We start from the raw sequence: 24,725 nt of genomic DNA, 5'->3' as shown, positions 1-24,725 counted from the left end.
TGATAAAGCAGGCTGGATGGTTTAAATATTTGAACGCAAACGTTTAACTACGTTTTCTAAATTTCAGTATACCTTTTTTGCGCTGTAATAAAGTCGTCCGGAGTATCAATATCTAAAATTATTTCTGCATTCTCTATTTCGACGGAATAATGTTCTCCCATAAGGAGTGCCTGACGCATATTGGTGACATTGGGTCGCTGGGTTGCCTGCATCAGGCATGGCTTTGACACTAAAATCGGATGGCCGGGGATACCTTTATGGAGTGGCAGTATTGCGCCATCATTACGTAACGACCAGATTTTTCTAAAAATATCGATGGTGAGGGTTGGCATGTCACCGTGGGTGAGAAAACAATGTTCGGTTTGCACCGCGGGTACTGCGGCCTTTACTGATGTCAGTAAACCCTGCGCATAATTTGGGTTGTGGATAATAGTGATATTACTCTGGTTCGCATAACGTTCGTGCAGTTCATTACCACGATAGCCGGTGACTAAAATAATTCGGCTACAAAACTGCAACGCATTTTTGATACTTGCATCAAGAATTGTTCCCTCTTGCCAGGGTAACATCATTTTCCATTGCCCCATTCTTGATGATAATCCGGCAGCGGTAATTATACAGTCGATGGCTGACATAGTGGTTCCATTATTAATAGGGGCTAATAACGCCTGTTAATTGCGTTACTTCCTGATGGATTAAGTTGGGGATAATTTATCCCAGAGAGGTCATAAAGACTCGTGAAAAGTATAGTTGACCCATCGGCATTATTCATTGATTTAGGCGCGCAGAAACGCCCCACTGTGATTTCTGTTGTTGGGGCTGGGGGGAAAACCAGCTTGCTTTTTTGGCTGGCAGAACTGCTCCAGGCTAGCGGCAGGCGTGTGTTAATCACTACGACGACACATATGTTTATGCCAACGTCTCACTGGCCCGTGGTTTTCTGTCGTGATCCCGCCATGCTTCCTCATACGTCTCTTACATCCCCCATTTCATTTTGTTTTCACAGCTGGAAAGCGAACCAGGGAAAAGTGCAGGGATTTATGCCAGAAGCGATTGATGCACTGGTGCAACGACCAGAGTGTGACGTAATTCTCATTGAGGCAGATGGCTCGCGTGGAATGCCGTTAAAAGCGCCTGATGAGCACGAACCTTGCATACCCAAAAGCAGTTGCTGCGTGATTGCTGTGATGGGAGGACATATTTTGGGTGCGAAAGTGAGCACAGAAAATGTCCATCGCTGGTCGCAGTTTGCTGATATTACCGGGTTAACACCTGATGCAACCTTGCAACTGAGCGATCTCGTTGCGCTGGTTCGCCACCCTCAGGGCGCATTTAAAAACGTACCGCAAGGTTGTCGGCGAGTCTGGTTCATTAACCGTTTTTCTCAATGTGAGAATGCGATTGCGCAAAGCGAGCTCCTTCAACCGCTGCAACAACACGACGTAGAGGCAATCTGGCTGGGCGATATACAAGAACATCCTGCAATCGCGCGCAGATTTGTGAATTAGCGGCCCGGGTATTCCGGGTTACTGAAAGGATATCCATTGAGGTTGGTATGAATATTTTCACAGAGGCTGCAAAACTTGAAGAGCAAAATTGTCCGTTTGCGATGGCGCAAATTGTTGATAGCCGAGGCTCGACTCCCCGCCATTCTGCACAAATGTTAGTGCGCGCCGATGGTTCTATCGTCGGTACAATTGGTGGTGGAATGGTTGAGCGGAAGGTGATTGAAGAGTCGCTTCAGGCATTGCAGGAACGTAAGCCGCGATTATTCCATGGACGTATGGCTCGTAACGGTGTGGATGCTGTCGGGTCAGATTGTGGAGGTGCAATGTCCGTGTTTATCAGCGTCCATGGTATGCGTCCTCGTCTGGTGTTGATTGGCGCGGGGCATGTCAACCGGGCGATAGCCCAGAGTGCGGCGCTATTAGGATTTGATATTGCCGTTGCCGATATTTATCGCGAAAGCCTTAATCCTGAATTATTCCCACCATCAACCACGCTTCTCCATGCTGAGTCGTTTGGTGCGGCAGTGGAAGCACTGGATATTCGCCCTGATAATTTTGTCCTGATTGCCACGAATAATCAGGATCGTGAAGCCCTCGACAAACTCATTGAACAGCCCATTGCATGGCTGGGGTTGCTGGCAAGTCGCCGCAAGGTTCAGCTTTTCCTACGTCAATTGCGTGAGAAAGGCGTGGCTGAAGAACATATTGCCCGTTTACATGCGCCCGTTGGTTACAACATAGGTGCGGAAACGCCGCAGGAGATCGCCATCAGCGTGCTGGCAGAAATATTACAGGTGAAAAATAACGCGCCGGGTGGGCTGATGATGAAACCTTCTCATCCTTCCGGACACCAGCTGGTGGTGATTCGCGGTGCGGGGGATATCGCCAGTGGTGTGGCGCTACGTCTGTATCATGCGGGTTTTAAAGTGATCATGCTGGAAGTGGAAAAGCCGACGGTGATTCGTTGTACCGTGGCGTTTGCCCAGGCTGTGTTCGACGGCGAAATGACGGTCGAAGGTGTTACTGCCCGTCTGGCAACCAGCTCTGCTGAGGCGATGAAACTTACCGAACGCGGATTCATCCCTGTGATGGTAGATCCCGCCTGTTCATTGCTTGATGAACTGAAACCGCTTTGCGTGGTGGACGCTATTCTGGCGAAACAGAATTTGGGTACGCGGGCAGATATGGCACCAGTAACAATCGCGCTTGGGCCGGGCTTTACTGCTGGGAAGGATTGCCATGCGGTAATTGAAACAAATCGCGGGCACTGGCTCGGTCAGGTGATTTACTCTGGTTGTGCGCAGGAGAATACCGGTGTTCCCGGCAATATTATGGGGCATACCACCCGACGGGTGATCCGTGCTCCTGCTGCAGGCATTATGCGATCCAACGTGAAATTAGGCGATCTGGTGAAAGAGGGCGATGTGATTGCCTGGATTGGTGAGCATGAAATTAAAGCACCATTGACGGGGATGGTGCGTGGCTTGTTGAACGACGGACTGGCGGTGGTCGGTGGTTTTAAAATTGGTGATATCGATCCACGTGGTGAAACGGCTGATTTCACCAGCGTTTCTGATAAAGCCCGGGCAATTGGCGGCGGCGTACTTGAGGCGTTAATGATGTTGATGCATCAGGGCGTTAAAGCGACAAAAGAAGTGCTGGAAGTGGCTTAAATGAAAATGGCCGGATGGTATTACCCACCCGGCCTTTAAATTACTGACAAATCACCGTTCCGGTTTTGCCTTCAATCCCTTCTTTCGCTTTGCTCAATACGGTAATCAGTGCTTCGCGTCCAGCGCGAGAGCGAGCAAACGAGGCGGCTGCTTCCACTTTAGGCAGCATAGAACCTTTCGCAAAATGACCTTCTTCGATAAAGCGTTCAGCATCACTTAATGACAGGCGATCGAGCCACTGTTCGTTCTCTTTACCGAAGTTAATGGCCACTTTTTCTACCGCAGTCAGAATGATCAGCATATCGGCATCAATCATTTCTGCTAAACGGGCGCTGGCCCAGTCTTTATCGATAACCGCACTGGCACCGCGCAGATGGTTGCCTTCACGAATAACAGGAATGCCACCACCGCCAACGGTGATCACCACCTGGCCTGCTTCTACCAGCGCTTTTACCGTCTCTTTTTCAATGATATCAACCGGTTTTGGTGAAGCAACAACACGGCGATAGCCGCGACCAGCATCTTCTTTCAGGGTGTAGCCCTGTTTTGTCAGAAGTTCAGCTTCCTGCTCGGTAAAGAACGAACCGATCGGTTTGGTCGGGTTGAGGAATGCCGGATCGTTAGCGTCGACTTCGACCTGGGTCACCAGAGTGACAACGGGTTTATGAATGCCACGGGAGAGCAACTCTTCCCTTAAGGCGTTTTGCAAATCGTAACCAATATATCCCTGGCTTAAGGCAACACAGACAGACATCGGCAGCATTGGCGAGTGCGCTTCAGTTTTTGCGGCGGCTTCAAAGGCCTGGTTAATCATGCCTACCTGCGGCCCGTTACCATGAGTGACGATGACCTCATGTCCCTGGGCAATTAAATCAACAATTGCCTGAGACGTAATTTTTACCGCTTTCATTTGTCCGGCTAGATCGTCGCCCAGCGCATTCCCGCCCAGGGCGAGAACAATTTTCTTACTCATTTTTCCTCACTCATCATTCTTGATTGTGTATAGATCCCTGGCAGTGGTTAGAGCACGGGAGGGACAAACGGTTTGCGTCGCAGGAAACGACCTCGCCCGGCTTTACCTGTAAAGGTGCCGTCACAGAAAATCGTTTCACCACGGGATAATGTTCTGACAATCGCGCCCTGACAGGTAAACCCCTCCCAGGGCGAGTAGTCGGCGTTGTCGTGGAGATGGCTATGCTGAATTTGTTGGCTCTGACGTGGGTCGATAATCACCACGTCACCATCGGAACCGGGCGCTAATATCCCTTTTTGCGGCCACAGGCCAAACAGCCTGGCGGGCATTGCACTGGTTAGTTCAACAAAACGTTCCGGTGTTATACGTCCCGTCATCACTCCACTGGAAAACAGTAACTGCATGCGGTTTTCCACACCGGGTAAGCCATTTGGGCAGCGACTGAAATCGCCTTTAGAAATTTGCAGGCGTTGAGCCATCGAGAAGGTGCAGTGATCGGTCGCCACCACGTCAATCGCACCATCACTAATGCCACACCACAGTTTGTCCTGCTCGCGTACGTTACGCAGTGGTGGGCTAAGAATGAACTTCATGCCGTCTTCTGTATCGTAACTGCGTTCGTCCAGCAGGAGATATTGCGGGCAGGTTTCAACCCAGACTGGCTGCTGATTCGCGCGGGCAAGACGCAGATAATCCAGACCTAAGCCGTTAGAGAGGTGGACGATATAGAGCGGGGCGTTACCGGCAATTTGTGCCAGGTTAATCATGCGGGCGATGGCTTCCGCTTCGCATTCCAGAGGGCGACTCAAGGCGTGATAGCGCGGCGCGGTTAACCCTGCGGCAATAAACTCCGCCCGCTTGCTGGCGATAGCCGCGTCATTTTCCGGGTGCACGGTGGTCAGTGCGCCAGACTCATGCAAGCGGCGTAATGCCTGCAACACTTCATCATCGTTGAGTTTATATTGATAGGTTAAATAGAGTTTAAAACTGCTCAGCCCTTCTTCGACCATCATCGGAATTTCGTCGAGGATGGCGTGATTAATGTGCTGGATAACACCGTGAAAGCTGTAGTCAATAACCGCTTTATGGGCGGCATAACCACGATAAACTTCCAGTTGATGGCGTAATCGGCAGCCATTTGGTCCAAATCCCATATGGTCAATAATGGTTGTTGTACCGCCACACGCAGCTGCGCGGGTACCGGTAAAAAAATCATCACAACTGCGCGCGATGCCGACATCAATATTGAAGTGTGTATGGACATCTACGCCGCCAGGGAAAACGTAACAGCCAGTAGCATCAATTTCTTCATAAGGGAGCTGCGGCGAAATATCGGAGCCCAACTGGCGAACAATCCCGCTTTCAATCAGCAAATCTTGTTTGGCTTGTCCATCTGCGTTAACGACAGTGCCGTTTTTGATCAATACGCGCATAGCAAACTCCAAAAACCCTCCGGCGAACCGGAGGGGAATAAGTGAAGAGTAATTATTCGGTTGCCAGCCAGCTTAACGGGATTGCAGCGTACATCGCGGCACAGGTCACCAGGTGAGATTTCCAGGTTTTTTCGTTAGGTGCATGCGCTTCAGGTTCTTTACCCGGGCCAAAGCCGATCACCGGAATGCCGTGACGACCCATGATAGATACGCCGTTAGTTGAGAAGGTCCACTTATCAACAACCGGCGCTTTGCCAAACAGACCTTCGTAGGCATTCACCAGTGCTTTAACAGTGAAGTGATCTTCTTCCACTTTCCAGGTCGGGAAGTAGCATTCGGTTGGGTAAACCAGGCCAGTCCAGGACGGACGGTCGTAGTTGTACATAGAAACAACCGCGTTAGCTTTCTGTACCGCAGGCAGGGCGCGGATTTCGTCCAGCGCGCCTTCCCAGGTTTCGCCCCAGGTCAGACGACGGTCGATTGAAACTGCGCAGCTATCTGCTACAGCGCAACGGCTTGGGGATGTGAAGAAAATTTCAGAAACGGTGAGGGTGCCTTTGCCGAGGAATTCATCATAGCCCAGGCGCTGGGAGAGTTCTTGTAATTCGCCAAGAATCGGACCCATTTTGAAAATGGCGTTGTCACCGCGTTCTGGTGCAGAACCGTGGCAGCTAACACCCTGAACATCAATGCGAATTTCCATACGACCGCGTTGACCACGGTATACCTGGCAATCAGTCGGTTCAGTACTGACCACAAATTCCGGGCGAATGCCGGATTGTTCAATAATGTACTGCCAGCACAGACCGTCGCAGTCTTCTTCCTGCACCGTACCGGTAACCAGCAGGGTATATTCATCTTCCAGACCGAGGTCTTTAATGATTTTACCGGCATAAACCATAGAGGCCATGCCGCCTTCCTGGTCGGAAGTACCGCGACCACCGATCAGTTCATCAGTTTCCATGCCTTCGTACGGATCGAAGTCCCAGTTTTTGATGTTGCCAATGCCGACGGTATCAATATGAGCATCCATTGCCACCAGACGCGGGCCGTGACCGATATAACCGAGAACGTTGCCCATCGGGTCGATTTCAACTTTATCGAAGCCGACTTTTTCCATCTCTTCTTTAATACGATGCACTACGCGTTTTTCGTCGCAGCTTTCGCTGGGGATCGCAACCATGTCGCGCAGGAAGCGAGTCATGTCTGCCTGGTAATCTTTTGCTTTTTCAAGAATCAGTTTGAATGGAATATTCTTAGCCATTATTTTTCTCCAGATTTTTTACTCCCCGTTTTGCGGGGAGCAGTTCCAATAGGGTGATTAAGGTGCTACAGAGTGTTTGCCTTCCCAGACAACTTCGCGGTAGTGCTTCACGTCGGTGTCGCCTTCAGTGCTGATAACCAGCACCACTGCATCTTTGTTCAGCGCTAGTTTTTCCATCAGGCTTTGACGTTGCGGGTGATAATGAACCGCCGCGAGAACGCCCAAACCGACAGCGCCGGATTCACCGGAGATGATGCGCGGGTCGTTGCCGTACGGATTACCCAGCACGCGCATACCTAATGCGGCAACGCTGTCCTGGCAGGAGATGAATTGGGTGGCGCAGTTACGTAGGATTTCCCAGCCCAGTGGGTTAGGTTCGCCGCAAGCCAGGCCCGCCATGATAGTGGCCATATCGCCGCCAACGTTGACGATGTCGCCTTTGACACCAGAACGATAGATACAGTCAGCTTTGTCAGGTTCAACAATAATGCTGTGCAGGTTTTGCGGGCTGTAGACGTCGACCAGATAACCCAGTACGCCGCCGGCCATCGCGCCGACACCGGCTTGCAGCAGAACGTGAGTTGGGGTTACGCCCATTTCACGCATTTGCTCGACGGCTTCATCTGCCAGAGTGGCATAGCCCTGCATGATCCAGGTTGGGATTTTGGTGTAGCCTTCCCAGGCGGTATCTTGCACCACTTCCCAGCCGTGTTGCTGCGCGTGTTGCATGGTCAGGCGAACGGTATCGTCATAGTTCATATCAGTGACGATGCACTCGGCTCCGAGGTTCAGAATGGCGTCAACGCGTTCCTGAGCGGAACCTTTCGGCATGTAAATTACCGCGTTCTGACCGAGTTGCTGTGCTGCCCAGGCAACACCGCGCCCGTGGTTGCCGTCGGTCGTTGTAGCAAATGTCATTTTTTCGCCGATGGCATTTTTCAGATGCTCGAATGACAGTGTTTCGATATCAAGATGATATTTTTCGCACAACAACTGAGCGATGGCATATGCGCCGCCGAGCATTTTGAATGCGTTCAGACCGAATCGTTTTGATTCGTCCTTAACGAGAATTTTTTTCACCCCAAAAAGGTTTGCGAGATCGTCCAGCGCGCAAAGTGGTGTTGGGCGATAGCCAGCAATTTTCTGGTGGAACTGGCGCGCCAGTTTTGCCTGGCTTTGCGAAAAGAGCGGTGATGTTTCGCCGTTGAAAAATTTGTTATCGGCGATATCAATCTTCAATGAGAAAACGGACATATCCTATCCTTTTGGCCTCTGGAAATAGAGAGCCGACCTGTCGATCGGCCCGAGGGGGTTATTTCACGCGTTCTTGCGCTTCTTTCAGCAGTTGTTCGAGCAGTGCGCCTGGTTTGGAATATTTACGGGAAAGGATCATTGCTGCGATGATGTATGGCTTCCAGCTGGCTTCTTTGTAGGTCGCGATACGGTATTTTTCGAATACGCCTTCAGTGACTTCACCTTCTTTGCAGGATACGCCGCTGATATCTGCTGGCAGGCAGTGCATGTACAGGGCTTCGCCATCACGGGTCAGTTCCATCATCTCTTCAGTGCAATGCCAGTCTTTGTGTTGCGCGTTCTGTGCCAGACACTGTTTTTCCAGTGCTTTTAAGCCTTCGTGATCGTTCGCACGCAGCAGTTCAGTACGCTCTTCCATCACTTTGTAAGGTGCCCATGACTTCGGATAAACGATGTCTGCGTCTTTGAAGGCTTCTTCCATGCTGGTGACCTGACGGAAGCTACCGCCAGAGGCTTTAGCATTATTTTTAGCTACTTCAACTACATCCGGGATCAAATCGTAGCCTTCCGGATGGGCCAGGGTGACATCCATACCGAAGCGGGTCATCAGGCCGATAATGCCTTGCGGTACAGAGAGCGGTTTGCCGTAGCTTGGCGAGTATGCCCAAGTCATGGCGATTTTTTTACCTTTCAGGTTTTCGAGCGAACCAAAGTGTTCACGCAACCATGCCAGGTCAGCCATTGACTGAGTCGGATGGTCGATATCGCATTGTAGGTTCACTAAAGCCGGACGCTGTGGAAGCACGCCCTGCTTGTAGCCGTCATCAAGCGCAGCGCCAACTTCACGCATATAGGCGTTACCTGCGCCCAGATACATATCGTCACGAATACCAATAGCGTCGGCGCAGAAGGAGATCATATTGGCGGTTTCACGTACGGTTTCGCCGTGAGCGATTTGTGATTTGCCTTCGTCGAGATCTTGCTGTGCAAGGCCGAGCAGGTTAAGCGCGGAAGCATAAGAGAAGCGGGTACGGGTGGAGTTGTCGCGGAATACGGAAATACCTAATCCACTATTAAAGACTTTGGTTGAGATGTTTTCAGCACGCAGTGCTTTTAATGCTGCGGCAACGTCCAGTACTTGTTTCAGTTCATCAGGCGTCTGTTCCCACGTTAACAAAAAATCTTTCTCGTGAAGGTGAGAGGTCAGCGAATTGATATCCTTAATCAGCTCATTAACAGTTTTCATCATAAAGTCCCGGTAGTGGAATGACAGGCAAAGTGGTTTATTTCACTGTGACTTGCCAAAGTGATTGGTGTTTTCACAGCTATACCAGGGACTAACAATAAGTGTGCCAGAATTATCCACACGGCTATAAAAGACTAATTTGACGGGTAATGTGTGGTGTAGATCACAAATTGATGCCAGCTTCCGGTTGTGTGTAAAATACGAAAACGTTTGGCTTTTTTTATTGCGTTGTTTATTTGCTGCTAAGTATCAGAAATAAGATAAAGGGGCAGGCTATCCCTCGTCAGTTTGATAAACTCACCGCTGTAATTCTCATATTGATATAGAAATGTGATATCTCTTCCATAATTTCATTAGAAAGTGATAAAAACCTTATGTTTTTATCAAAGCCAATTTCGCCTGAGTTAATATCATGATGATCTGTGAACCATCAACGTCTTCAATGATCGACTTTTAAGTAAGTCTGGAAGGTAAAGCTATGGAGCTTGCTACTACGCAGTCAGTATTGATGCAAATTCAACCGACAATTCAGCGTTTTGCCAGAATGCTTGCCAGCGTTTTGCAGCTTGAGGTTGAGATCGTTGATGAAAACTTGTGTCGCGTCGCCGGAACGGGCGCGTATGGGAAGTTTCTTGGCCGCCAGTTGAGCGGCAACTCACGCCTGCTCCGCCACGTCCTGGAAACGAAAACTGAAAAAGTTGTGACACAGTCTCGCTTCGATCCCCTTTGCGAAGGTTGCGATAATAAAGATAATTGTCGCGAAAAAGCATTTCTGGGTACGCCTGTCATTTTACAGGATCGTTGTGTTGGGGTGATAAGTTTGATTGCAGTTACCCACGAGCAACAAGAACATATCAGTGATAATTTACGCGAGTTTTCTGATTACGTTCGCCATATATCCACCATTTTTGTTTCGAAACTTCTGGAGGATCAGGGACCAGGAGATAACATCAGTAAAATATTCGCGACCATGATCGATAATATGGATCAGGGCGTATTAGTTGTTGATGACGATAATCGGGTTCAGTTTGTTAATCAGACGGCCTTAAAAACACTCGGTGTTGTGCAAAATAATATTATTGGGAAACCTATCCGTTTCAGACCATTAACATTTGAGAGTAATTTTACCCACGGACATATGCAACATATTGTTTCGTGGGACGATAAAAGTGAATTAATCATTGGCCAATTGCATAACATTCAGGGCAGACAATTATTTTTAATGGCGTTTCACCAATCGCATACCAGTTTTTCTGTAGCAAATGCACCTGATGAACCGCATATTGAACAATTGGTTGGCGAGTGCCGTGTTATGCGGCAATTAAAACGACTCATTAGCCGTATTGCGCCCAGCCCATCCAGCGTTATGGTGGTTGGTGAAAGCGGCACGGGTAAAGAAGTCGTCGCGCGTGCAATCCATAAGTTGAGTGGAAGACGAAATAAACCCTTTATTGCTATCAACTGTGCCGCGATTCCTGAACAACTTCTGGAGAGCGAACTATTCGGTTATGTTAAAGGCGCATTTACTGGCGCTTCAGCCAACGGTAAAACAGGGTTGATTCAGGCGGCGAATACGGGCACGCTGTTTCTCGATGAAATTGGTGATATGCCATTAATGTTGCAGGCTAAATTACTGCGCGCTATTGAGGCGCGTGAAATACTGCCGATTGGTGCCAGTAGCCCAATTCAGGTCGACATCCGAATCATTTCTGCAACTAACCAGAATTTGGCCCAGTTCATTGCCGAAGGTAAATTCCGCGAAGATCTCTTCTACCGACTCAATGTTATCCCGATCACTCTTCCACCGCTGCGTGAACGTCAGGAAGATATTGAACTGCTGGTACATTACTTTTTACATCTGCATACCCGTCGTCTGGGATCGGTTTATCCTGGCATTGCTCCCGATGTCGTCGAGATATTGCGTAAGCATCGTTGGCCCGGAAACCTGCGCGAGTTAAGCAATTTAATGGAATATCTGGTTAACGTTGTTCCTTCAGGTGAAGTTATCGACAGCACGCTATTGCCTCCAAATTTGCTGAATAATGGCACAACGGAGCAAAGTGATGTAACAGAGGTCAGCGAGGCGCACTTGGCACTCGATGATGCGGGCGGCACGGCGCTGGAGGAGATGGAAAAGCAAATGATCCGCGAGGCGCTTTCACGTCATAGCAGCAAGAAGCAAGTTGCTGATGAACTGGGTATCGGCATTGCTACGCTCTATCGCAAGATAAAGAAATATGAGTTGTTAAACGCATAACCTCAGTAAATCCGGCCTGAGTTCAGGCCGGATATCCTTTTACTTCGTTTTCTCGCAATCCAGAACTGTATTTACAATCATCTGATACCCCGTGCAGCGACAAAGATTTCCCGCCAGGCCGCGACGAATCTCCGTAATAGTTAATGGCTTCTCGCGTGGTTTCGCCAGCATTGCCGTGGTAGCCATAATCAGGCCAGGCGTACAAAACCCGCACTGCACCGCGCCGGATTTCGCATAAGCTTGCTGGACATGAGAAAGTTTTCCGCCTTTCGCTTCACCTTCCAGCGTGCGGATTTCTTTGCCTTCAGCCCAGGCGGCAAGGTATAAGCAACTGTCTATCGCAGTACCGTCGACCAGCACCGTACAGGCACCACATTCACCCACGCAGCAACCTTGCTTGACGCTTAGCAGCCCTTGTTCGCGGAGTAATTCCGAGAGCGGCGTGCCTGGCGCGGCGTGAAGCTGAAAAGGTATCCCGTTAATGGTGCATGCGATGGTAATTGTTTCGCTGTGATTCATTGCAATTTTCCCCCCGCCGCGGCGACGGCTTCGCTAATCACTTTTTTAGTCATCGTCTGGATGAGATGCAGACGAAACTCTTTGCTGGCCCGCCATGAAGAACGCGGGGCGACATCCTGCAGGACTGATTCGCTGATGGCTTCCAGCGTTTGCAGGTTTAATGGCGCATTTTGTGCAGTTTGTTCGGCATGTTGGCAGCGAATCGGCGTTGGCGCGGCAACGCCAAATGCCAGGCGTAATTCGCTGAAATTGCCGTTATCCAGTCGGCAATGTGCGGCACAGCCAATCGTTGAAATATCCATCGCATCGCGCATGGCATATTTAAAATGGGCGCTGCCTGCGTGTTCTTTCGGCTGGGGCGGAAAATGAAAGGCGACAAGGATTTCGTCATGCTCAAGGGATACTTTGCCCGGTCCGGTGTGGAAGCCATTAATCGGGACGAAATGAACACCGCGCGGGGAGTGGATCTCCAGCTTCGCATCATAAATTAGCGTTGGCGTGGCAGAATCCGCGCTGGTGGCTCCATTGCAAATATTTCCTCCGTAGGTAGCGACGTTACGGATCTGCGGTCCAGCAATGGACGAGGCCGCAGCACATAACGCCGGGAGATGACGTTGAGTTACAGGATCTTCAATGAGCTGGGTAAATGTCGTTGCTGAGCCGATGCGTAGCGAGTCATCTTCCGCTAGCGTAATTCCACGAAGCTCCGTCAGATTGTGGATATCAACAATATGGCGATAACGGTCATTGTGATGGTGGAGCTGAATCAGTACGTCAGTGCCACCGGCGAGCAGTTTGGCCTGTGGGTTGTCAGCCAGCAGGTTTATTGCATCGGCAAGGGATGCTGCGCGATGGTAAGAAGCAAAATCAAACATGATGTTATCCTCAAATCAATCCTGCCAGATGGAACTCTTCATATAACCGTTTTGGCGTCAGCGGCAGTGTATTGATTGCAACACCGGTAGCCATTTTCACCGCGTTACGAATAGCAGCGGCAACAGGAATTATTGGTGGCTCACCCAGTGACTTATGTCCGTATGCGGATTGCGGCTCATTGATTTCGACGAACGCGCTTTCCAGTTGTGGCAGATCTGGCATGGTCGGCATTTTGTAATCCAGCAGATTGGGGTTACGGACCACGCCGCTTTTCGCATCGATGATCATTTCTTCAAATAGCGCCCAGCCAATGCCCATCCCCATTCCGCCGTGTACCTGACCTTCTGCCAGCAACGGATTAAGAATATGACCCGAATCATGAACGTTGAGGATGCGGTTGATGGTGACTTTGCACAGCGCAATATCGACCGTCAGATCAACAAAGGTACAGCCAAATGCTGGTGGGTTAGTGGTGGTTTTGATGGAGCTTTCGGCAGAGAGCTGCCCGCCGCGTTCAGGGTGGTAGAAAGCGTCCATCGCCAAATCTTTTAACGACAATAACGATTCTTCCGGTCGTTCAACCAGCACGATATGGCCTTTTATTAGGGTCAGATTCATCGCTGACTGATGTAGCATGACAGCGGCGTGAGCGATGATTTTTTCTTTTAATAACAGTGCCGCACTGCGCAATGCAGGCGCGGCAACATAGCTCTGGCGTGAGGCAAATGCGCCGGGATCGAACGGCGTAACGTCGGTATCTTGTGTTGAAATAACGCGAACGTCGCTGACCGGAACCCCTACGGTTTCTGCCACCATTTGCGAGAACACGGTGTCGGCACCCTGGCCGATTTCCGTCGCGCCGCTTTGCACATTGATGGTTCCATCCTGATTCATCAGAAGGCGCGCGCCGGCTATTTCTACGCCGACAGGCCAGGTGTTAGAGGTGTAGCTAAAACAGGCGACGCCAACGCCGCGGCGTAAATTGCCTTGCTGGTTCTGGCATTCTGCACGGCGTTTTTCCCATTCAAAGATTTTCCGGCCTTTTTCAAGACACTCCGGCAACCTTGCGCTGTAAATACGTTTGCCCGTGAGCGGATTAGCATCTCCTTCGCGGGCGGCGTTGCGTAAACGAATTTCAATAGGATCAATATTTAACGCTGTCGCGGCGTCATCAAGCATTGACTCAACGGCAAATACGACTTGTGGCGCGCCATAACCGCGCATCGCTCCAGCCGAGGGGAGGTTGGTATAAAAGGTCTTTGAACTGTAAGCGTAGGCACAACGAGGATAAAGGTAAGCGACTTTATTCCCGCCCGCAGAAGCGATGGAGTGCCCGTGAGATGCATAAGCGCCTGTGTTAGACAGAACATCCAGACTATAGCCTTTCAACGTTCCGTCTCGGTTTACGCCCATTTGCCCGTCAATAGTAAAAGCGTGGCGGGTACGGGTTGCGAGGAAACACTCTTCACGGCTAAGGGAAACTTTCACCGGAATGCCGCCGAGCTTGCTGGTCAGAAAAGCCGCCATGGGCTCTTCCAGCACATCCTGTTTATTACCAAAACCGCCACCGACAAACGGTTTGATGACTCGTACGCATGACCAGGGAATACCCAGCGCCTGACCAACCACGCGGCGAACAATGTGCGGGATCTGGGTGCTGGAAACGATGGTAATTCGAGAGTCATCCTCCATCCATGCCAGCGATGTCACGCTTTCCATATGACAATGTTGAATAACGGGAGTCTGATAGTGCCCCTGCACCTGGTAATCGGCGGCATCGATTGTTTGTTGGACATTACCCGTCGACATCGAGCTTTGTTTTAGTAAATTGCCGCCGTTATGGATTGGTGCAGCGTCATCTGCCAGCGCCGCTTCTGGCGTGGTGATAACGGGTAATTCTTGCCACTCAATGCTGACCAATTGCGCCGCTTTTTCTGCCGTGAGTTCATCACGGGCCACGACGATGGCAACGGCGTCACCATGATGACGAACATGGCGAGTTAGCAGTGCGCGATCGGCGGTATCGCGCTTGTTTTCGTCAAGTGTCCAGGCATGCCCAGCTGTAGCGAATGGGATATCAGGTACATCTTCCCAGGTAAAAATTGCCAGTACGCCTGGTAAACTTCTGGCTTGTTCATCATTAATACTTACGGCATAACCATGTGCGATAGGGCTACGTACATATTTCGCGTAACACATGCCCGCCATAACATAATCGTCAGTATATCGTGCCCGCCCAGTGACCTTAGCAATGGCATCGACGCGCATGCATGATTCACCCGTAGCGGTTGCTTCCCGCGCTTCCATAGAAATCCCCTCGATTTGAACATTTGGTTCTTATGGCAAAGATTTAGTCTAAGCAGGCAAGATTTACGCCAGAAACGACGATAAACGTTAGGGGAGGAAGGAAGTGTGATGACGTTAAAAAAATACAGATACGATACGAAACAGGACCCTGAATAGGGACAGTGATACGTATCAATATGAGTGGCGATAAAATCAATGTGATAAATCAGGATTATTACGCATCAGGATGGGAAATAGGGTAAAAGAGTCAGGAACTTCGATACCACCACAGCAAATATTTTGCTTATGATACTTCCCTTTGCCAAATGAAATTAATCTCTTTCTCAATTACCTCGTTTTTCCAGAAGCGAGAGATTGGGTATCCAGAGGCTGGCTGCTATGATATGGCGTCTTGTTTTTTAAGCGAGGAAAGATTTTGAGTGCGGGACGCCTGAATAAAAAATCTCTGGGTATCGTGATGTTGTTATCGGTTGGACTGCTTATGGCGGGCTGTTCGGGTAGCAAATCATCCGATACAGGAACGTATTCCGGCTCCGTTTACACCGTGAAACGGGGGGATACGCTATATCGTATTTCGCGCACCACGGGAACCAGCGTAAAAGAGCTGGCGCGGCTGAACGGCATTTCCCCCCCTTACACCATTGAAGTTGGTCAGAAACTAAAACTGGGTGGGGCGAAAAGTAGCAGTACACGTAAATCAACCGCCAAATCAACGACCAAAACCGCATCGGTTACACCGTCATCAGCAGTACCAAAATCTTCCTGGCCGCCAGTAGGGCAACGTTGTTGGTTATGGCCAACGACAGGGAAAGTTATCATGCCGTATTCGACAGCTGATGGCGGCAATAAAGGGATTGATATCTCAGCTCCACGGGGTACACCTATTTACGCCGCGGGTGCAGGAAAGGTGGTGTATGTGGGCAACCAGCTGCGTGGCTACGGTAATCTCATCATGATTAAACACAGTGAAGATTACATTACGGCTTACGCCCATAATGACACGATGCTGGTAAATAATGGGCAAAGCGTGAAGGCTGGGCAAAAAATCGCCACTATGGGGAGCACTGATGCGGCATCGGTTCGCCTGCATTTCCAGATTCGTTACCGTGCAACGGCAATTGATCCGCTACGTTACTTGCCGCCTCAGGGCAGCAAGCCAAAATGCTGATGGCGAATTAATCAGCAGTCAGCAGCGCGGCACTTGCTAAGGAGAGCGTAAGGTTTATAATGCCTTACGCATCTCGAAGCGGGCGTAGTTCAATGGTAGAACGAGAGCTTCCCAAGCTCTATACGAGGGTTCGATTCCCTTCGCCCGCTCCAATTTATCTTCACCTCATCAATCTGCCATTTTTGCTGTATCTGATTTTCTATATTATCTTAATTCAATTGCTTCAGACTTTTCACAATCGCTGTAACACTTCCCCATTTTTTTGTAAATAAAAAGCGTTTACGCAATGCAATCCTTTTGTAACAACCCAGGTAAAATACCTTATTTTCAAGTTGTTAAATAAGTGGTTATCTACGCTTTTAACAAACGATAGATGGAATATTTTATGAAAGGGAAATCTGCATTAACTCTTCTGCTCGCTGGTATATTTTCATGCGGCACATGCCAGGCGACAGGGGCAGAAGTGACGAGTGAATCTGTATTTAACATTCTTAATTCCACAGGGGCGGCAACTGATAAAAGTTATTTATCGTTAAATCCAGATAAGTATCCTAATTATCGTCTTCTGATTCACTCAGCCAAATTAAAAAATGAAATAAAGAGCCACTATACCAAAGACGAAATTCAAGGATTGTTAACATTAACAGAAAATACACGAAAGTTAACGTTGACGGAGAAACCCTGGGGAACATTTATTCTTGCTTCTACTTTCGAAGATGACAAAACAGCGGCAGAAACCCACTATGATGCTGTCTGGCTGAGGGATAGTTTATGGGGCTATATGGCATTAGTATCAGATCAGGGAAATAGTGTAGCCGCAAAAAAGGTTCTGCTCACTCTGTGGGATTATATGTCTACGCCCGACCAGATTAAGCGGATGCAGGACGTCATTAGCAACCCAAAACGACTGGATGGTATTCCTGGGCAAATGAATGCTGTGCATATCCGATTTGACAGCAACTCCCCCGTGATGGCAGATGTGCAGGAAGAAGGCAAGCCGCAGCTGTGGAACCATAAACAAAATGATGCGTTAGGTCTTTATCTTGATCTCCTTATACAAGCAATCAATACTGGTACTATTAACGCTGAAGATTGGCAAAAAGGTGACCGATTAAAATCGGTTGCGCTGCTGATTGCTTATCTGGATAAAGCCAATTTCTATGTTATGGAAGATTCCGGAGCGTGGGAAGAAGATGCCAGATTAAACACATCTTCCGTTGCACTGGTGACCTCTGGACTGGAACGTTTGTCGAACTTACTCTCGAAGAAAGACTCTGTTTTTGTCTCTGATTTACTACGCGAAGCTAAAGCCAATGAACTGGATGAACCTCTTTCAACAACGAGGTTGAACCACCTCATAGATAAAGGTTATGAAAGAATAACGTTACAGCTTGATTTAGGGGGAGAATCCCCAGGTTATCTGGAAAAAGATAAACATTACAGAGAAGCTGATGCGGCCTTACTTAATGTTATTTATCCTGCAAATCTTTCAAAGATAAATACCAGAAGAAAAGAGCAAGTTCTAAAAATAGTTAAAAAACTAGCAGGTCCGTATGGTATAAAAAGATACGAGAAGGATAATTATCAGTCGGCAAATTTTTGGTTCAATGATATTAAAACCGATACCGATCAAAATTCACATGCGAAAAGAGAAAAGAGCTTCATTCCATCAACAGAAGCAGAATGGTTTTTTGACTCATGGTATGCAAAATCAGCAGCAATTGTTTATAAAGAATCAAGAAAAGAAGAGTATTTGAATGACTCAGTGCAATTTATGAATAGATCATTGGCCCAAATAACAGGCGAGAATATGATTGGTGCAAATGGCAGGAGTGTACCTGAAATGGCACTTCCCGAAAGCTATAACTATATCCACAAGTCGGGAACTTTGCATGAAGCGCCAAGCCCTATCATTCCGCTAAATTGGTCGAAAGCTTCAATGACTCTCATGTTGAAAGAGATGTCCAACCTTATCAATGATGAGGGAAATAAATAGTTTTCATAATGAGGCGGTCCTGGATTAAAAGGACCGCTCAAAGAGAAATCGAAAGGGGAGGTAAAAGTGATCAATAAATTACTGTTAGCTTACCTGATAGGTCTGGTTGTGACATCGACTTTAATATTTATCTTCTCGGAAGAAAAAGTAACATATCGGTTGTTTGCTGCAATAATTACAGGTTTAACCTGGCCGCTTAGTCTCATTCCTTCCATTATAAGTCTCATGATTCGTAAATCCGACTAACAAGAAAATTATATGATCGATTAAGAAAAATAGAATCGAACAGGAGAATAAAATATATGCGGGGAGTAACAAAACACTCGCAGTGCGTTAATGAAGAACTAACAAATATGATTTGTATTGAAAATAGTTACCAAACAAGTGTTATAAGAAATACGAGGTGTGTTTAAGTAAAACATATCAACAGTTACAAATCTGTATATGGACAGGATGACGTACAAGTGTAAGTGACTGAAAGCTATTCGCTCATAACAAAATCATTATTTTATAAATAGGAATCATCACTTTTTAATCATGTTTTTATAGCAAGTTTATGGAGAATGAGAATATGGAATAAGGAGATGAAACATGATTGAAGAAGGGCTGTTACTTCCAATGAATGTTTTGCTTCAAGGACAGAAGTTAACCCTACTGGACCCTGAAATGTGGTTCTTACGGGGAAATGAAAACAAGGATGTAACCCTTGTTATTACAATTGGTAATAACCATCAAAAATTAATTGTAGTGGAAGACATATTACTGCTCATTGACCGAAGCCAAATTGAGGTAACTGCAGGGAAAGTAATTTATCATCCACTTCGCATTGATATCCTGAGTAAATTATTAGCTTTTATAGATGAATCAACGGGGAGTGTGGAAAGGGAACACCATGACTTGTTTGCTGATGCCTTGCCCTTTGCATCAGAAGTTGTGCTATTCAGTAAAGTTGCAAGTGAAGCCTGGTTTTTAGCCACTTATCTGAGCAGCGATAATATTAATGAAATTCTGTTTCAGCATCTAAGAAAAACAGAATGCTATAAACTGGTTCGCTATTTATTATCGCAATCGCTCATACAGACTTCACTCTATGATCTTGGTGAGCTTTACGGCGTATCGTATTCACATTTTCGCCGTTTATGTAGTTATGCATTGGGTGGTAAAGTTAAAACGGAATTATGTGGCTGGAGAGTTGCCAGAGCCGTGTTGGAAATCATTGAAGGAAACAGTGATATGACAACTATTGCGCATAAATATGGCTACTCATCCTCATCACACTTTTCAGCCGAAGTAAAAAGCCGGTTAGGAAAAACACCGAGAGAACTATGTAAAAAGTTATGAAAATAAAATTACGTATTACTATTATATTAATTTCAGCCTTATGCATTTTTAATGGATTATTGACTCCTGGTGCATATGCCGCAGCAGCGAATGGATACGTAGCAAATAAAGAAAATCTACGTAGTTTTTTTGAAACGGTTTCATCATATGCGGGTAAGCCTACAATAGTAAGTAAGCTTGCCATGAAGAAACAGATCAGCGGAAATTTTGATTTAACCGAACCCTATGCCTTGATTGAACGCCTGTCGGCGCAGATGGGACTTATTTGGTACGATGATGGCAAAGCTATTTATATCTATGACTCATCAGAGATGCGTAATGCGCTGATTAATCTGAGAAAGGTATCGACGAATGAGTTTAATAATTTTTTAAAAAAATCGGGTCTGTATAACTCTCGTTATGAAATTAAAGGGGGCGGCAATGGTACTTTCTATGTATCGGGGCCACCGGTTTATGTTGACCTGGTCGTTAATGCTGCAAAATTAATGGAGCAAAACAGTGATGGCATTGAGATCGGACGCAATAAAGTAGGGATTATTCACCTGGTCAACACATTCGTTAATGACCGGACTTATGAATTACGTGGCGAAAAGATAGTTATTCCTGGCATGGCAAAAGTACTATCGACGTTGTTAAATAATAACATTAAGCAAAGCACTGGGGTTAACGTACTTTCTGAAATTTCAAGTCGTCAACAACTAAAAAACGTATCACGTATGCCTCCTTTTCCTGGTGCTGAAGAAGATGATGACCTACAAGTAGAGAAAATAATATCGACAGCTGGAGCGCCAGAGACTGACGATATACAAATTATTGCATATCCAGATACCAACAGTTTACTTGTTAAAGGAACAGTATCTCAGGTTGATTTTATCGAGAAGTTAGTAGCTACGCTCGATATTCCAAAGCGACATATTGAATTATCTTTATGGATAATAGATATTGATAAGACTGATCTAGAACAGTTAGGAGCTGACTGGTCGGGCACGATAAAAATTGGATCCAGCCTAAGTGCATCATTTAATAATTCAGGTTCAATTAGTACCCTGGATGGGACACAGTTTATTGCAACAATACAGGCACTTGCGCAAAAAAGAAGAGCCGCCGTTGTTGCTCGTCCTGTCGTTTTAACACAGGAGAATATTCCTGCTATATTTGATAATAACCGTACTTTCTATACTAAATTAGTCGGCGAGCGTACTGCGGAGTTGGATGAAGTAACCTATGGTACGATGATTAGCGTGCTACCACGATTTGCTTCGCGAAATCAAATTGAATTACTCTTGAATATTGAAGATGGCAATGAAATCAATTCCGACAAGACCAATGTTGATGACCTGCCTCAGGTTGGTAGAACGCTTATAAGTACTATTGCGCGCGTGCCTCAAGGGAAAAGTCTTTTGATTGGTGGATATACACGAGATACGAATACCTATGAAAGTCGCAAGATCCCAATATTAGGCAGTATTCCATTTATTGGTAAATTATTTGGATATGAAGGAACAAATGCGAATAACATCGTTCGTGTCTTTCTTATTGAGCCAAGAGAGATCGATGAGCGCATGATGAATAATGCGAATGAGGCTGCGGTTGACGCCAGAGCAATAACACAGCAAATGGCAAAAAATAAAGAAATCAACGATGAATTACTGCAGAAATGGATAAAAACTTACCTGAATCGTGAAGTCGTCGGAGGATAGTGAAATGGCGATTCATGTAGAGCATGTCGGTGTATTAGAAAGAGCCAGAGAAGTTTCTCGCTTAGAGGATATTATCACAGAAGATAATGAAGATATTGAAGCTGAAATGCCTAAAATGGGAGATGATCCCGCCGGTAAAGAAGCTCGATTCTTACAAGCTACTGACGAGATGTCAGCAGCGTTAACGCAGTTTATGAAGAAAAAAATCTACGAAGAACAACTGGCCAACTTTCTGGACGGAGAAGAATATGTCCTGGAAGATCAGCCAATAGAAAAAACCGATAAAGTCATGGAGGCGCTTAAGGCAGCAACTACCCATGACTATGAAGTGTATAGCTTTGCTAAAAAATTATTTCCAGATGAAAGCGATCTGGTGGTTGTATTACGTGCAATTTTACGTAAAAAACAAATATCTGAAAATGTGCGGCTAAACGCTGAAGCATTACTTAGAAAAGTTAATCAAGAGACTACTAAAAAATTCATTAATAGTGGCATTAACTCGGCATTAAAAGCAAAGTTATTTGGCCAGGCGTTGTCATTAAATCCAAAATTACTAAGGGCAAGTTATCGACAATTTTTAATGGCAGAAGACGATGCTGTAGATACTTATGTAGAATGGATTGGTAGTTATGGCTATCAAAATAGAATGCTGGTGACAAAATTTATCAAAGAGACGCTTTTCTCAGATATAAATGCACTTGATGCGAGTTGTTCATCATTGGAATTTGGTATGTTTCTCAATAAGTTGTCACAACTATTGTCTCTTCAGTCGGCAGAGGCTTTATTTCTGAAAACTTTAATGAATAACCCAATAATTAAAAAATTTATTAGCGCAGAAGATTACTGGATATTTTTTCTGATATCGTTAATAAAATTTCCTGAGACTGCAGAGGAACTCCTGAAAAATGCACTGGTAACCCTACCCGCAGATGCTAATTATAAAGACAAAACGTTACTCCTGAAGGCGATTTACAGCGGATGTACAAATCTTCCATTTTCACTTTTTATTAATAATGAACAATTATTAGAGATTAGGGAGTGTTGTAAACAGGCAATAAAAGTAACATTTGCAGTAGAGCTCTTTGATACACAAAACAGTAATAAAAAACAAAATAAAAAACCATGGAAGAAGGTAATGTTCAATGTTTAACAAAGTTTTGATAGGGTTAAGGAGTCATCCAGAATTAATAATTCTTGGATTAATGGTGATGATTATCGCCATGCTCATAATTCCATTGCCCACTTACTTAATCGATTTTTTGATTGGGCTGAACTTAACATTGGCAATACTTGTGTTTTTAGGATCATTCTATGTTGATAGGATCTTAAGTTTTTCTTCATTCCCATCAATTCTCCTCATCACAACGTTATTTCGTTTGGCGCTGGCGATCAGTACCAGTCGACTTATACTTCTTGAGGCGGACGCCGGAGAAATTATAACGAGTTTTGGTGAATTCGTTATTGGAGATAGCCTGGTAGTTGGTTTTGTTATTTTCTCCATTGTTACTATTGTTCAGTTTATCGTGATTACCAAAGGTTCGGAACGTGTGGCTGAAGTTGCTGCCCGCTTTTCGCTTGACGGTATGCCAGGTAAACAAATGAGTATTGACGCCGATCTACGCGCCGGGATCATTGATGCAGATTTAGCAAAAGAACGTCGTAGCGTATTAGAACGAGAGAGTCAGCTGTATGGTTCCTTTGATGGTGCGATGAAATTTATCAAAGGTGATGCTATTGCAAACATCATTATTATCTTTGTTAATATTATCGGTGGGCTATCAGTAGGAGTAGGCCAAAATGGAATGGATTTCTCGACAGCGTTGACCGTCTACACAATTCTTACCGTCGGTGATGGTCTTGTTTCTCAAATTCCAGCTTTATTAATTGCTATTAGCGCAGGGTTTATCGTAACGCGCGTGAATGGCGATAGTGATAATATGGGGCAAAATATAATGTCCCAGTTATTAAGTAATTCTTTTGTCATTATTGTGACATGTGTCCTCGCGCTAAGTATTGGGTTGCTTCCAGGTTTTCCCCTTCTTGTGTTTTTATGTTTGGCAGTAATCTTAGGAATTTATTTTTACTTTAAATTCAAAAAGAAAGGGGTTGAAGAAACGGTTGTTGAGGGAGATATCACCGTTGGGTTGGAACCCTATAATCAGGATGATGATATTTCATTAGGTATTATTAATAAACTTGATCAGGTTATTACCGAAACGGTACCCTTGGTTTTGATTATGAATAGTGCACAGGCTAAAAAATACACTGAAATCAATCTTGCTGATAGGATTCGTAGTCAGTTTTTTATTGAGTATGGTATCCGTATTCCCGGTATTGTCATTCGCGAGGGGGAAGGCCTTAATGATGAAGATGTCATATTAATGCTAAATGAAGTCAGAGCCTCGCAATTTAAAATTTATCATGATCTTGTCTTGTTGGTTGAATATTCAGATGAAGTGGTTTCGACTTTGATCAAGAAACCTGTCATCGTAAATAGTAATGGTGAACAATATTATTGGGTTACAAAAAGTGATGCCCAAAAATTAACAAAAATTGGCTGTTATACACGCACGGCCATGGATGAAATGTACAATCATTTATCTGTATGTCTGGCTCATAATATTAATGAGTATTTTGGTATACAAGAAACCAAATATATTCTTGATCAATTAGAGATGAAGTATCCTGATCTATTAAAAGAAATATTAAGATATATAACCGTGCAGCGCATTTCAGAGGTAATTCAGCGTCTGATCCAGGAGCGAATTTCAGTGCGCAATATGCGTTTAGTTATGGAGGCTTTAGCATTATGGAGCCCACGAGAGAAAGATATAATTACACTCGTTGAGCATGTACGAGGTGCATTAGGTCGCTACATTTGCCATAAGTTTTCATATTCTGGAGAAATTAAAGCAATTGTGATTTCGCCTGAAATAGAGGACAGAATCAGAGATGGTGTCAGGCCTACCGCTGGCGGTACTTTTCTTAATCTCGATGCATCCGAAGCTGAGATGATTCTGGATAATTTTAAACTGGCACTTTCTGGAATCAATATTCCTATTAAAGACATTATTTTACTGGGATCTGTGGATATTCGTCGTTTTATCAAAAAACTTATTGAATCTAGTTATCGAGACCTCGAAGTACTTTCGTACGGGGAACTAACGGAAAATGTTCCCGTTAATATTCTGAAAACTATTTAGGATAATG

At 46.0% G+C, this 24,725-nt stretch carries 19 protein-coding genes and 1 tRNA gene; 11 read left to right on the top strand and 9 right to left on the bottom strand.

Annotated features, from left to right (window positions below):
• Positions 1-56 precede the first annotated feature (56 nt).
• A complete protein-coding gene (gene mocA, locus BEB54_RS16510; RefSeq protein ID WP_032185058.1) occupies positions 57-635 on the bottom strand; it encodes a molybdenum cofactor cytidylyltransferase in 579 nt (192 codons plus the stop codon).
• Between the two features lie 102 nt (positions 636-737).
• Here mocA and yqeC point away from each other — a divergent pair, with 102 nt between their 5' ends.
• Together yqeC and yqeB are read left to right on the top strand one after the other, a co-directional pair.
• Positions 738-1,508 (top strand): selenium cofactor biosynthesis protein YqeC, encoded by a 771-nt coding sequence (yqeC, locus tag BEB54_RS16505; RefSeq protein ID WP_105276702.1) that lies wholly within the window; start codon positions 738-740, stop codon positions 1,506-1,508.
• Positions 1,509-1,555: 47 nt separating this feature from the next.
• A complete protein-coding gene (yqeB, locus tag BEB54_RS16500; protein WP_001020405.1) occupies positions 1,556-3,181 on the top strand; it encodes a selenium-dependent molybdenum cofactor biosynthesis protein YqeB in 1,626 nt (541 codons plus the stop codon).
• 40 nt (positions 3,182-3,221) lie between these two features.
• Here yqeB and arcC read toward each other — a convergent pair whose 3' ends face one another.
• The 5 genes from arcC to ygeW are packed head-to-tail and all read right to left on the bottom strand — an operon-like array spanning position 3,222 to position 9,351.
• Entirely contained in the window at positions 3,222-4,154 is a 933-nt protein-coding gene (gene arcC, locus BEB54_RS16495) for a carbamate kinase (RefSeq protein ID WP_088541703.1), read from the bottom strand.
• Positions 4,155-4,201: 47 nt separating this feature from the next.
• Positions 4,202-5,587 carry a D-phenylhydantoinase gene (gene hyuA, locus BEB54_RS16490; protein WP_105276822.1) on the bottom strand — a complete coding sequence of 462 codons (1,386 nt, stop codon included), beginning with the start codon at positions 5,585-5,587 and terminating at the stop codon, positions 4,202-4,204.
• Positions 5,588-5,639: 52 nt separating this feature from the next.
• Positions 5,640-6,851, bottom strand: a complete 1,212-nt coding sequence (locus BEB54_RS16485) for a YgeY family selenium metabolism-linked hydrolase (protein WP_001107125.1) — start codon at positions 6,849-6,851, stop codon at positions 5,640-5,642.
• Between the two features lie 57 nt (positions 6,852-6,908).
• Positions 6,909-8,105 carry a diaminopropionate ammonia-lyase gene (dpaL, locus tag BEB54_RS16480; protein ID WP_000110494.1) on the bottom strand — a complete coding sequence of 399 codons (1,197 nt, stop codon included), beginning with the start codon at positions 8,103-8,105 and terminating at the stop codon, positions 6,909-6,911.
• A 58-nt stretch (positions 8,106-8,163) separates the two neighbouring features.
• Positions 8,164-9,351: a knotted carbamoyltransferase YgeW gene (gene ygeW, locus BEB54_RS16475; protein ID WP_001360948.1), complete on the bottom strand. Its 1,188-nt coding sequence runs from the start codon at positions 9,349-9,351 to the stop codon at positions 8,164-8,166.
• Between the two features lie 478 nt (positions 9,352-9,829).
• Between ygeW and BEB54_RS16470 the strand changes: the two genes are divergently transcribed.
• On the top strand, positions 9,830-11,608 hold the full coding sequence (locus BEB54_RS16470; RefSeq protein ID WP_105276701.1) for a sigma-54 interaction domain-containing protein: 1,779 nt from the start codon (positions 9,830-9,832) through the stop codon (positions 11,606-11,608).
• 39 nt (positions 11,609-11,647) lie between these two features.
• On the opposite strand, the gene xdhC is transcribed toward BEB54_RS16470, so the two are convergent.
• The 3 genes from xdhC to xdhA are packed head-to-tail and all read right to left on the bottom strand — an operon-like array spanning position 11,648 to position 15,310.
• Positions 11,648-12,127, bottom strand: a complete 480-nt coding sequence (xdhC, locus tag BEB54_RS16465) for a xanthine dehydrogenase iron sulfur-binding subunit XdhC (protein WP_001016584.1) — start codon at positions 12,125-12,127, stop codon at positions 11,648-11,650.
• Positions 12,124-13,002, bottom strand: coding sequence for a xanthine dehydrogenase FAD-binding subunit XdhB (xdhB, locus tag BEB54_RS16460; RefSeq protein WP_105276700.1), 879 nt, complete (start codon positions 13,000-13,002; stop codon positions 12,124-12,126). The genes xdhC and xdhB overlap by 4 nt, the downstream gene beginning before the upstream one ends.
• A 10-nt stretch (positions 13,003-13,012) precedes the next feature.
• On the bottom strand, positions 13,013-15,310 hold the full coding sequence (gene xdhA / locus BEB54_RS16455) for a xanthine dehydrogenase molybdenum-binding subunit XdhA (protein WP_105276699.1): 2,298 nt from the start codon (positions 15,308-15,310) through the stop codon (positions 13,013-13,015).
• 415 nt (positions 15,311-15,725) lie between these two features.
• On the opposite strand from xdhA, the gene actS reads away from it, so the two are divergent.
• From actS to BEB54_RS16410, 8 genes are all read left to right on the top strand, one after another.
• Entirely contained in the window at positions 15,726-16,478 is a 753-nt protein-coding gene (gene actS / locus BEB54_RS16445; protein WP_105276698.1) for an amidase activator ActS, read from the top strand.
• 78 nt (positions 16,479-16,556) lie between these two features.
• A tRNA-Gly gene (locus BEB54_RS16440) sits at positions 16,557-16,630 on the top strand.
• Positions 16,631-16,863: 233 nt separating this feature from the next.
• Entirely contained in the window at positions 16,864-18,474 is a 1,611-nt protein-coding gene (locus tag BEB54_RS16435) for a glycoside hydrolase family 15 protein (protein WP_123057311.1), read from the top strand.
• Positions 18,475-18,540: 66 nt separating this feature from the next.
• Positions 18,541-18,720 carry a GhoT/OrtT family toxin gene (locus tag BEB54_RS16430; RefSeq protein ID WP_001301699.1) on the top strand — a complete coding sequence of 60 codons (180 nt, stop codon included), beginning with the start codon at positions 18,541-18,543 and terminating at the stop codon, positions 18,718-18,720.
• Between the two features lie 345 nt (positions 18,721-19,065).
• Positions 19,066-19,815 carry a type III secretion system transcriptional regulator EivF gene (gene eivF, locus BEB54_RS16425; RefSeq protein WP_105276697.1) on the top strand — a complete coding sequence of 250 codons (750 nt, stop codon included), beginning with the start codon at positions 19,066-19,068 and terminating at the stop codon, positions 19,813-19,815.
• Positions 19,812-21,515 carry a type III secretion system outer membrane ring subunit SctC gene (sctC, locus tag BEB54_RS16420; protein ID WP_000694676.1) on the top strand — a complete coding sequence of 568 codons (1,704 nt, stop codon included), beginning with the start codon at positions 19,812-19,814 and terminating at the stop codon, positions 21,513-21,515. Before eivF ends, sctC begins: the two co-directional genes overlap by 4 nt.
• Positions 21,516-21,519: 4 nt before the next feature.
• Positions 21,520-22,665, top strand: coding sequence for a YopN/LcrE/InvE/MxiC type III secretion system gatekeeper (locus BEB54_RS16415; RefSeq protein WP_023141999.1), 1,146 nt, complete (start codon positions 21,520-21,522; stop codon positions 22,663-22,665).
• Positions 22,658-24,718: an EscV/YscV/HrcV family type III secretion system export apparatus protein gene (locus BEB54_RS16410; protein WP_000482500.1), complete on the top strand. Its 2,061-nt coding sequence runs from the start codon at positions 22,658-22,660 to the stop codon at positions 24,716-24,718. Before BEB54_RS16415 ends, BEB54_RS16410 begins: the two co-directional genes overlap by 8 nt.
• The last annotated feature ends 7 nt before the right edge of the window (positions 24,719-24,725 follow it).

It is taken from the genome of Escherichia sp. MOD1-EC6021 (genome assembly GCF_002965245.1).
GTDB lineage: Bacteria > Pseudomonadota > Gammaproteobacteria > Enterobacterales > Enterobacteriaceae > Escherichia > Escherichia coli_F.
This window is presented reverse-complemented; position numbering and strand designations above follow the sequence as displayed.

What these genes read in the sequence shown, in the direction of transcription:
- BEB54_RS16485 (WP_001107125.1), bottom strand. Translation starts at nt 6,851, where the DNA reads ATGGCTAAGAATATTCCATTCAAACTGATTCTTGAAAAAGCAAAAGAT.
- xdhA (WP_105276699.1), bottom strand. Translation starts at nt 15,310, where the DNA reads ATGGAAGCGCGGGAAGCAACCGCTACGGGTGAATCATGCATGCGCGTC.
- BEB54_RS16415 (WP_023141999.1), top strand. Translation starts at nt 21,520, where the DNA reads ATGGCGATTCATGTAGAGCATGTCGGTGTATTAGAAAGAGCCAGAGAA.
- arcC (WP_088541703.1), bottom strand. Translation starts at nt 4,154, where the DNA reads ATGAGTAAGAAAATTGTTCTCGCCCTGGGCGGGAATGCGCTGGGCGAC.
- yqeB (WP_001020405.1), top strand. Translation starts at nt 1,556, where the DNA reads ATGAATATTTTCACAGAGGCTGCAAAACTTGAAGAGCAAAATTGTCCG.
- BEB54_RS16435 (WP_123057311.1), top strand. Translation starts at nt 16,864, where the DNA reads ATGAAAGGGAAATCTGCATTAACTCTTCTGCTCGCTGGTATATTTTCA.
- xdhB (WP_105276700.1), bottom strand. Translation starts at nt 13,002, where the DNA reads ATGTTTGATTTTGCTTCTTACCATCGCGCAGCATCCCTTGCCGATGCA.
- dpaL (WP_000110494.1), bottom strand. Translation starts at nt 8,105, where the DNA reads ATGTCCGTTTTCTCATTGAAGATTGATATCGCCGATAACAAATTTTTC.
- hyuA (WP_105276822.1), bottom strand. Translation starts at nt 5,587, where the DNA reads ATGCGCGTATTGATCAAAAACGGCACTGTCGTTAACGCAGATGGACAA.
- eivF (WP_105276697.1), top strand. Translation starts at nt 19,066, where the DNA reads ATGATTGAAGAAGGGCTGTTACTTCCAATGAATGTTTTGCTTCAAGGA.
- sctC (WP_000694676.1), top strand. Translation starts at nt 19,812, where the DNA reads ATGAAAATAAAATTACGTATTACTATTATATTAATTTCAGCCTTATGC.
- ygeW (WP_001360948.1), bottom strand. Translation starts at nt 9,351, where the DNA reads ATGAAAACTGTTAATGAGCTGATTAAGGATATCAATTCGCTGACCTCT.
- mocA (WP_032185058.1), bottom strand. Translation starts at nt 635, where the DNA reads ATGTCAGCCATCGACTGTATAATTACCGCTGCCGGATTATCATCAAGA.
- xdhC (WP_001016584.1), bottom strand. Translation starts at nt 12,127, where the DNA reads ATGAATCACAGCGAAACAATTACCATCGCATGCACCATTAACGGGATA.
- BEB54_RS16410 (WP_000482500.1), top strand. Translation starts at nt 22,658, where the DNA reads ATGTTTAACAAAGTTTTGATAGGGTTAAGGAGTCATCCAGAATTAATA.
- BEB54_RS16470 (WP_105276701.1), top strand. Translation starts at nt 9,830, where the DNA reads ATGGAGCTTGCTACTACGCAGTCAGTATTGATGCAAATTCAACCGACA.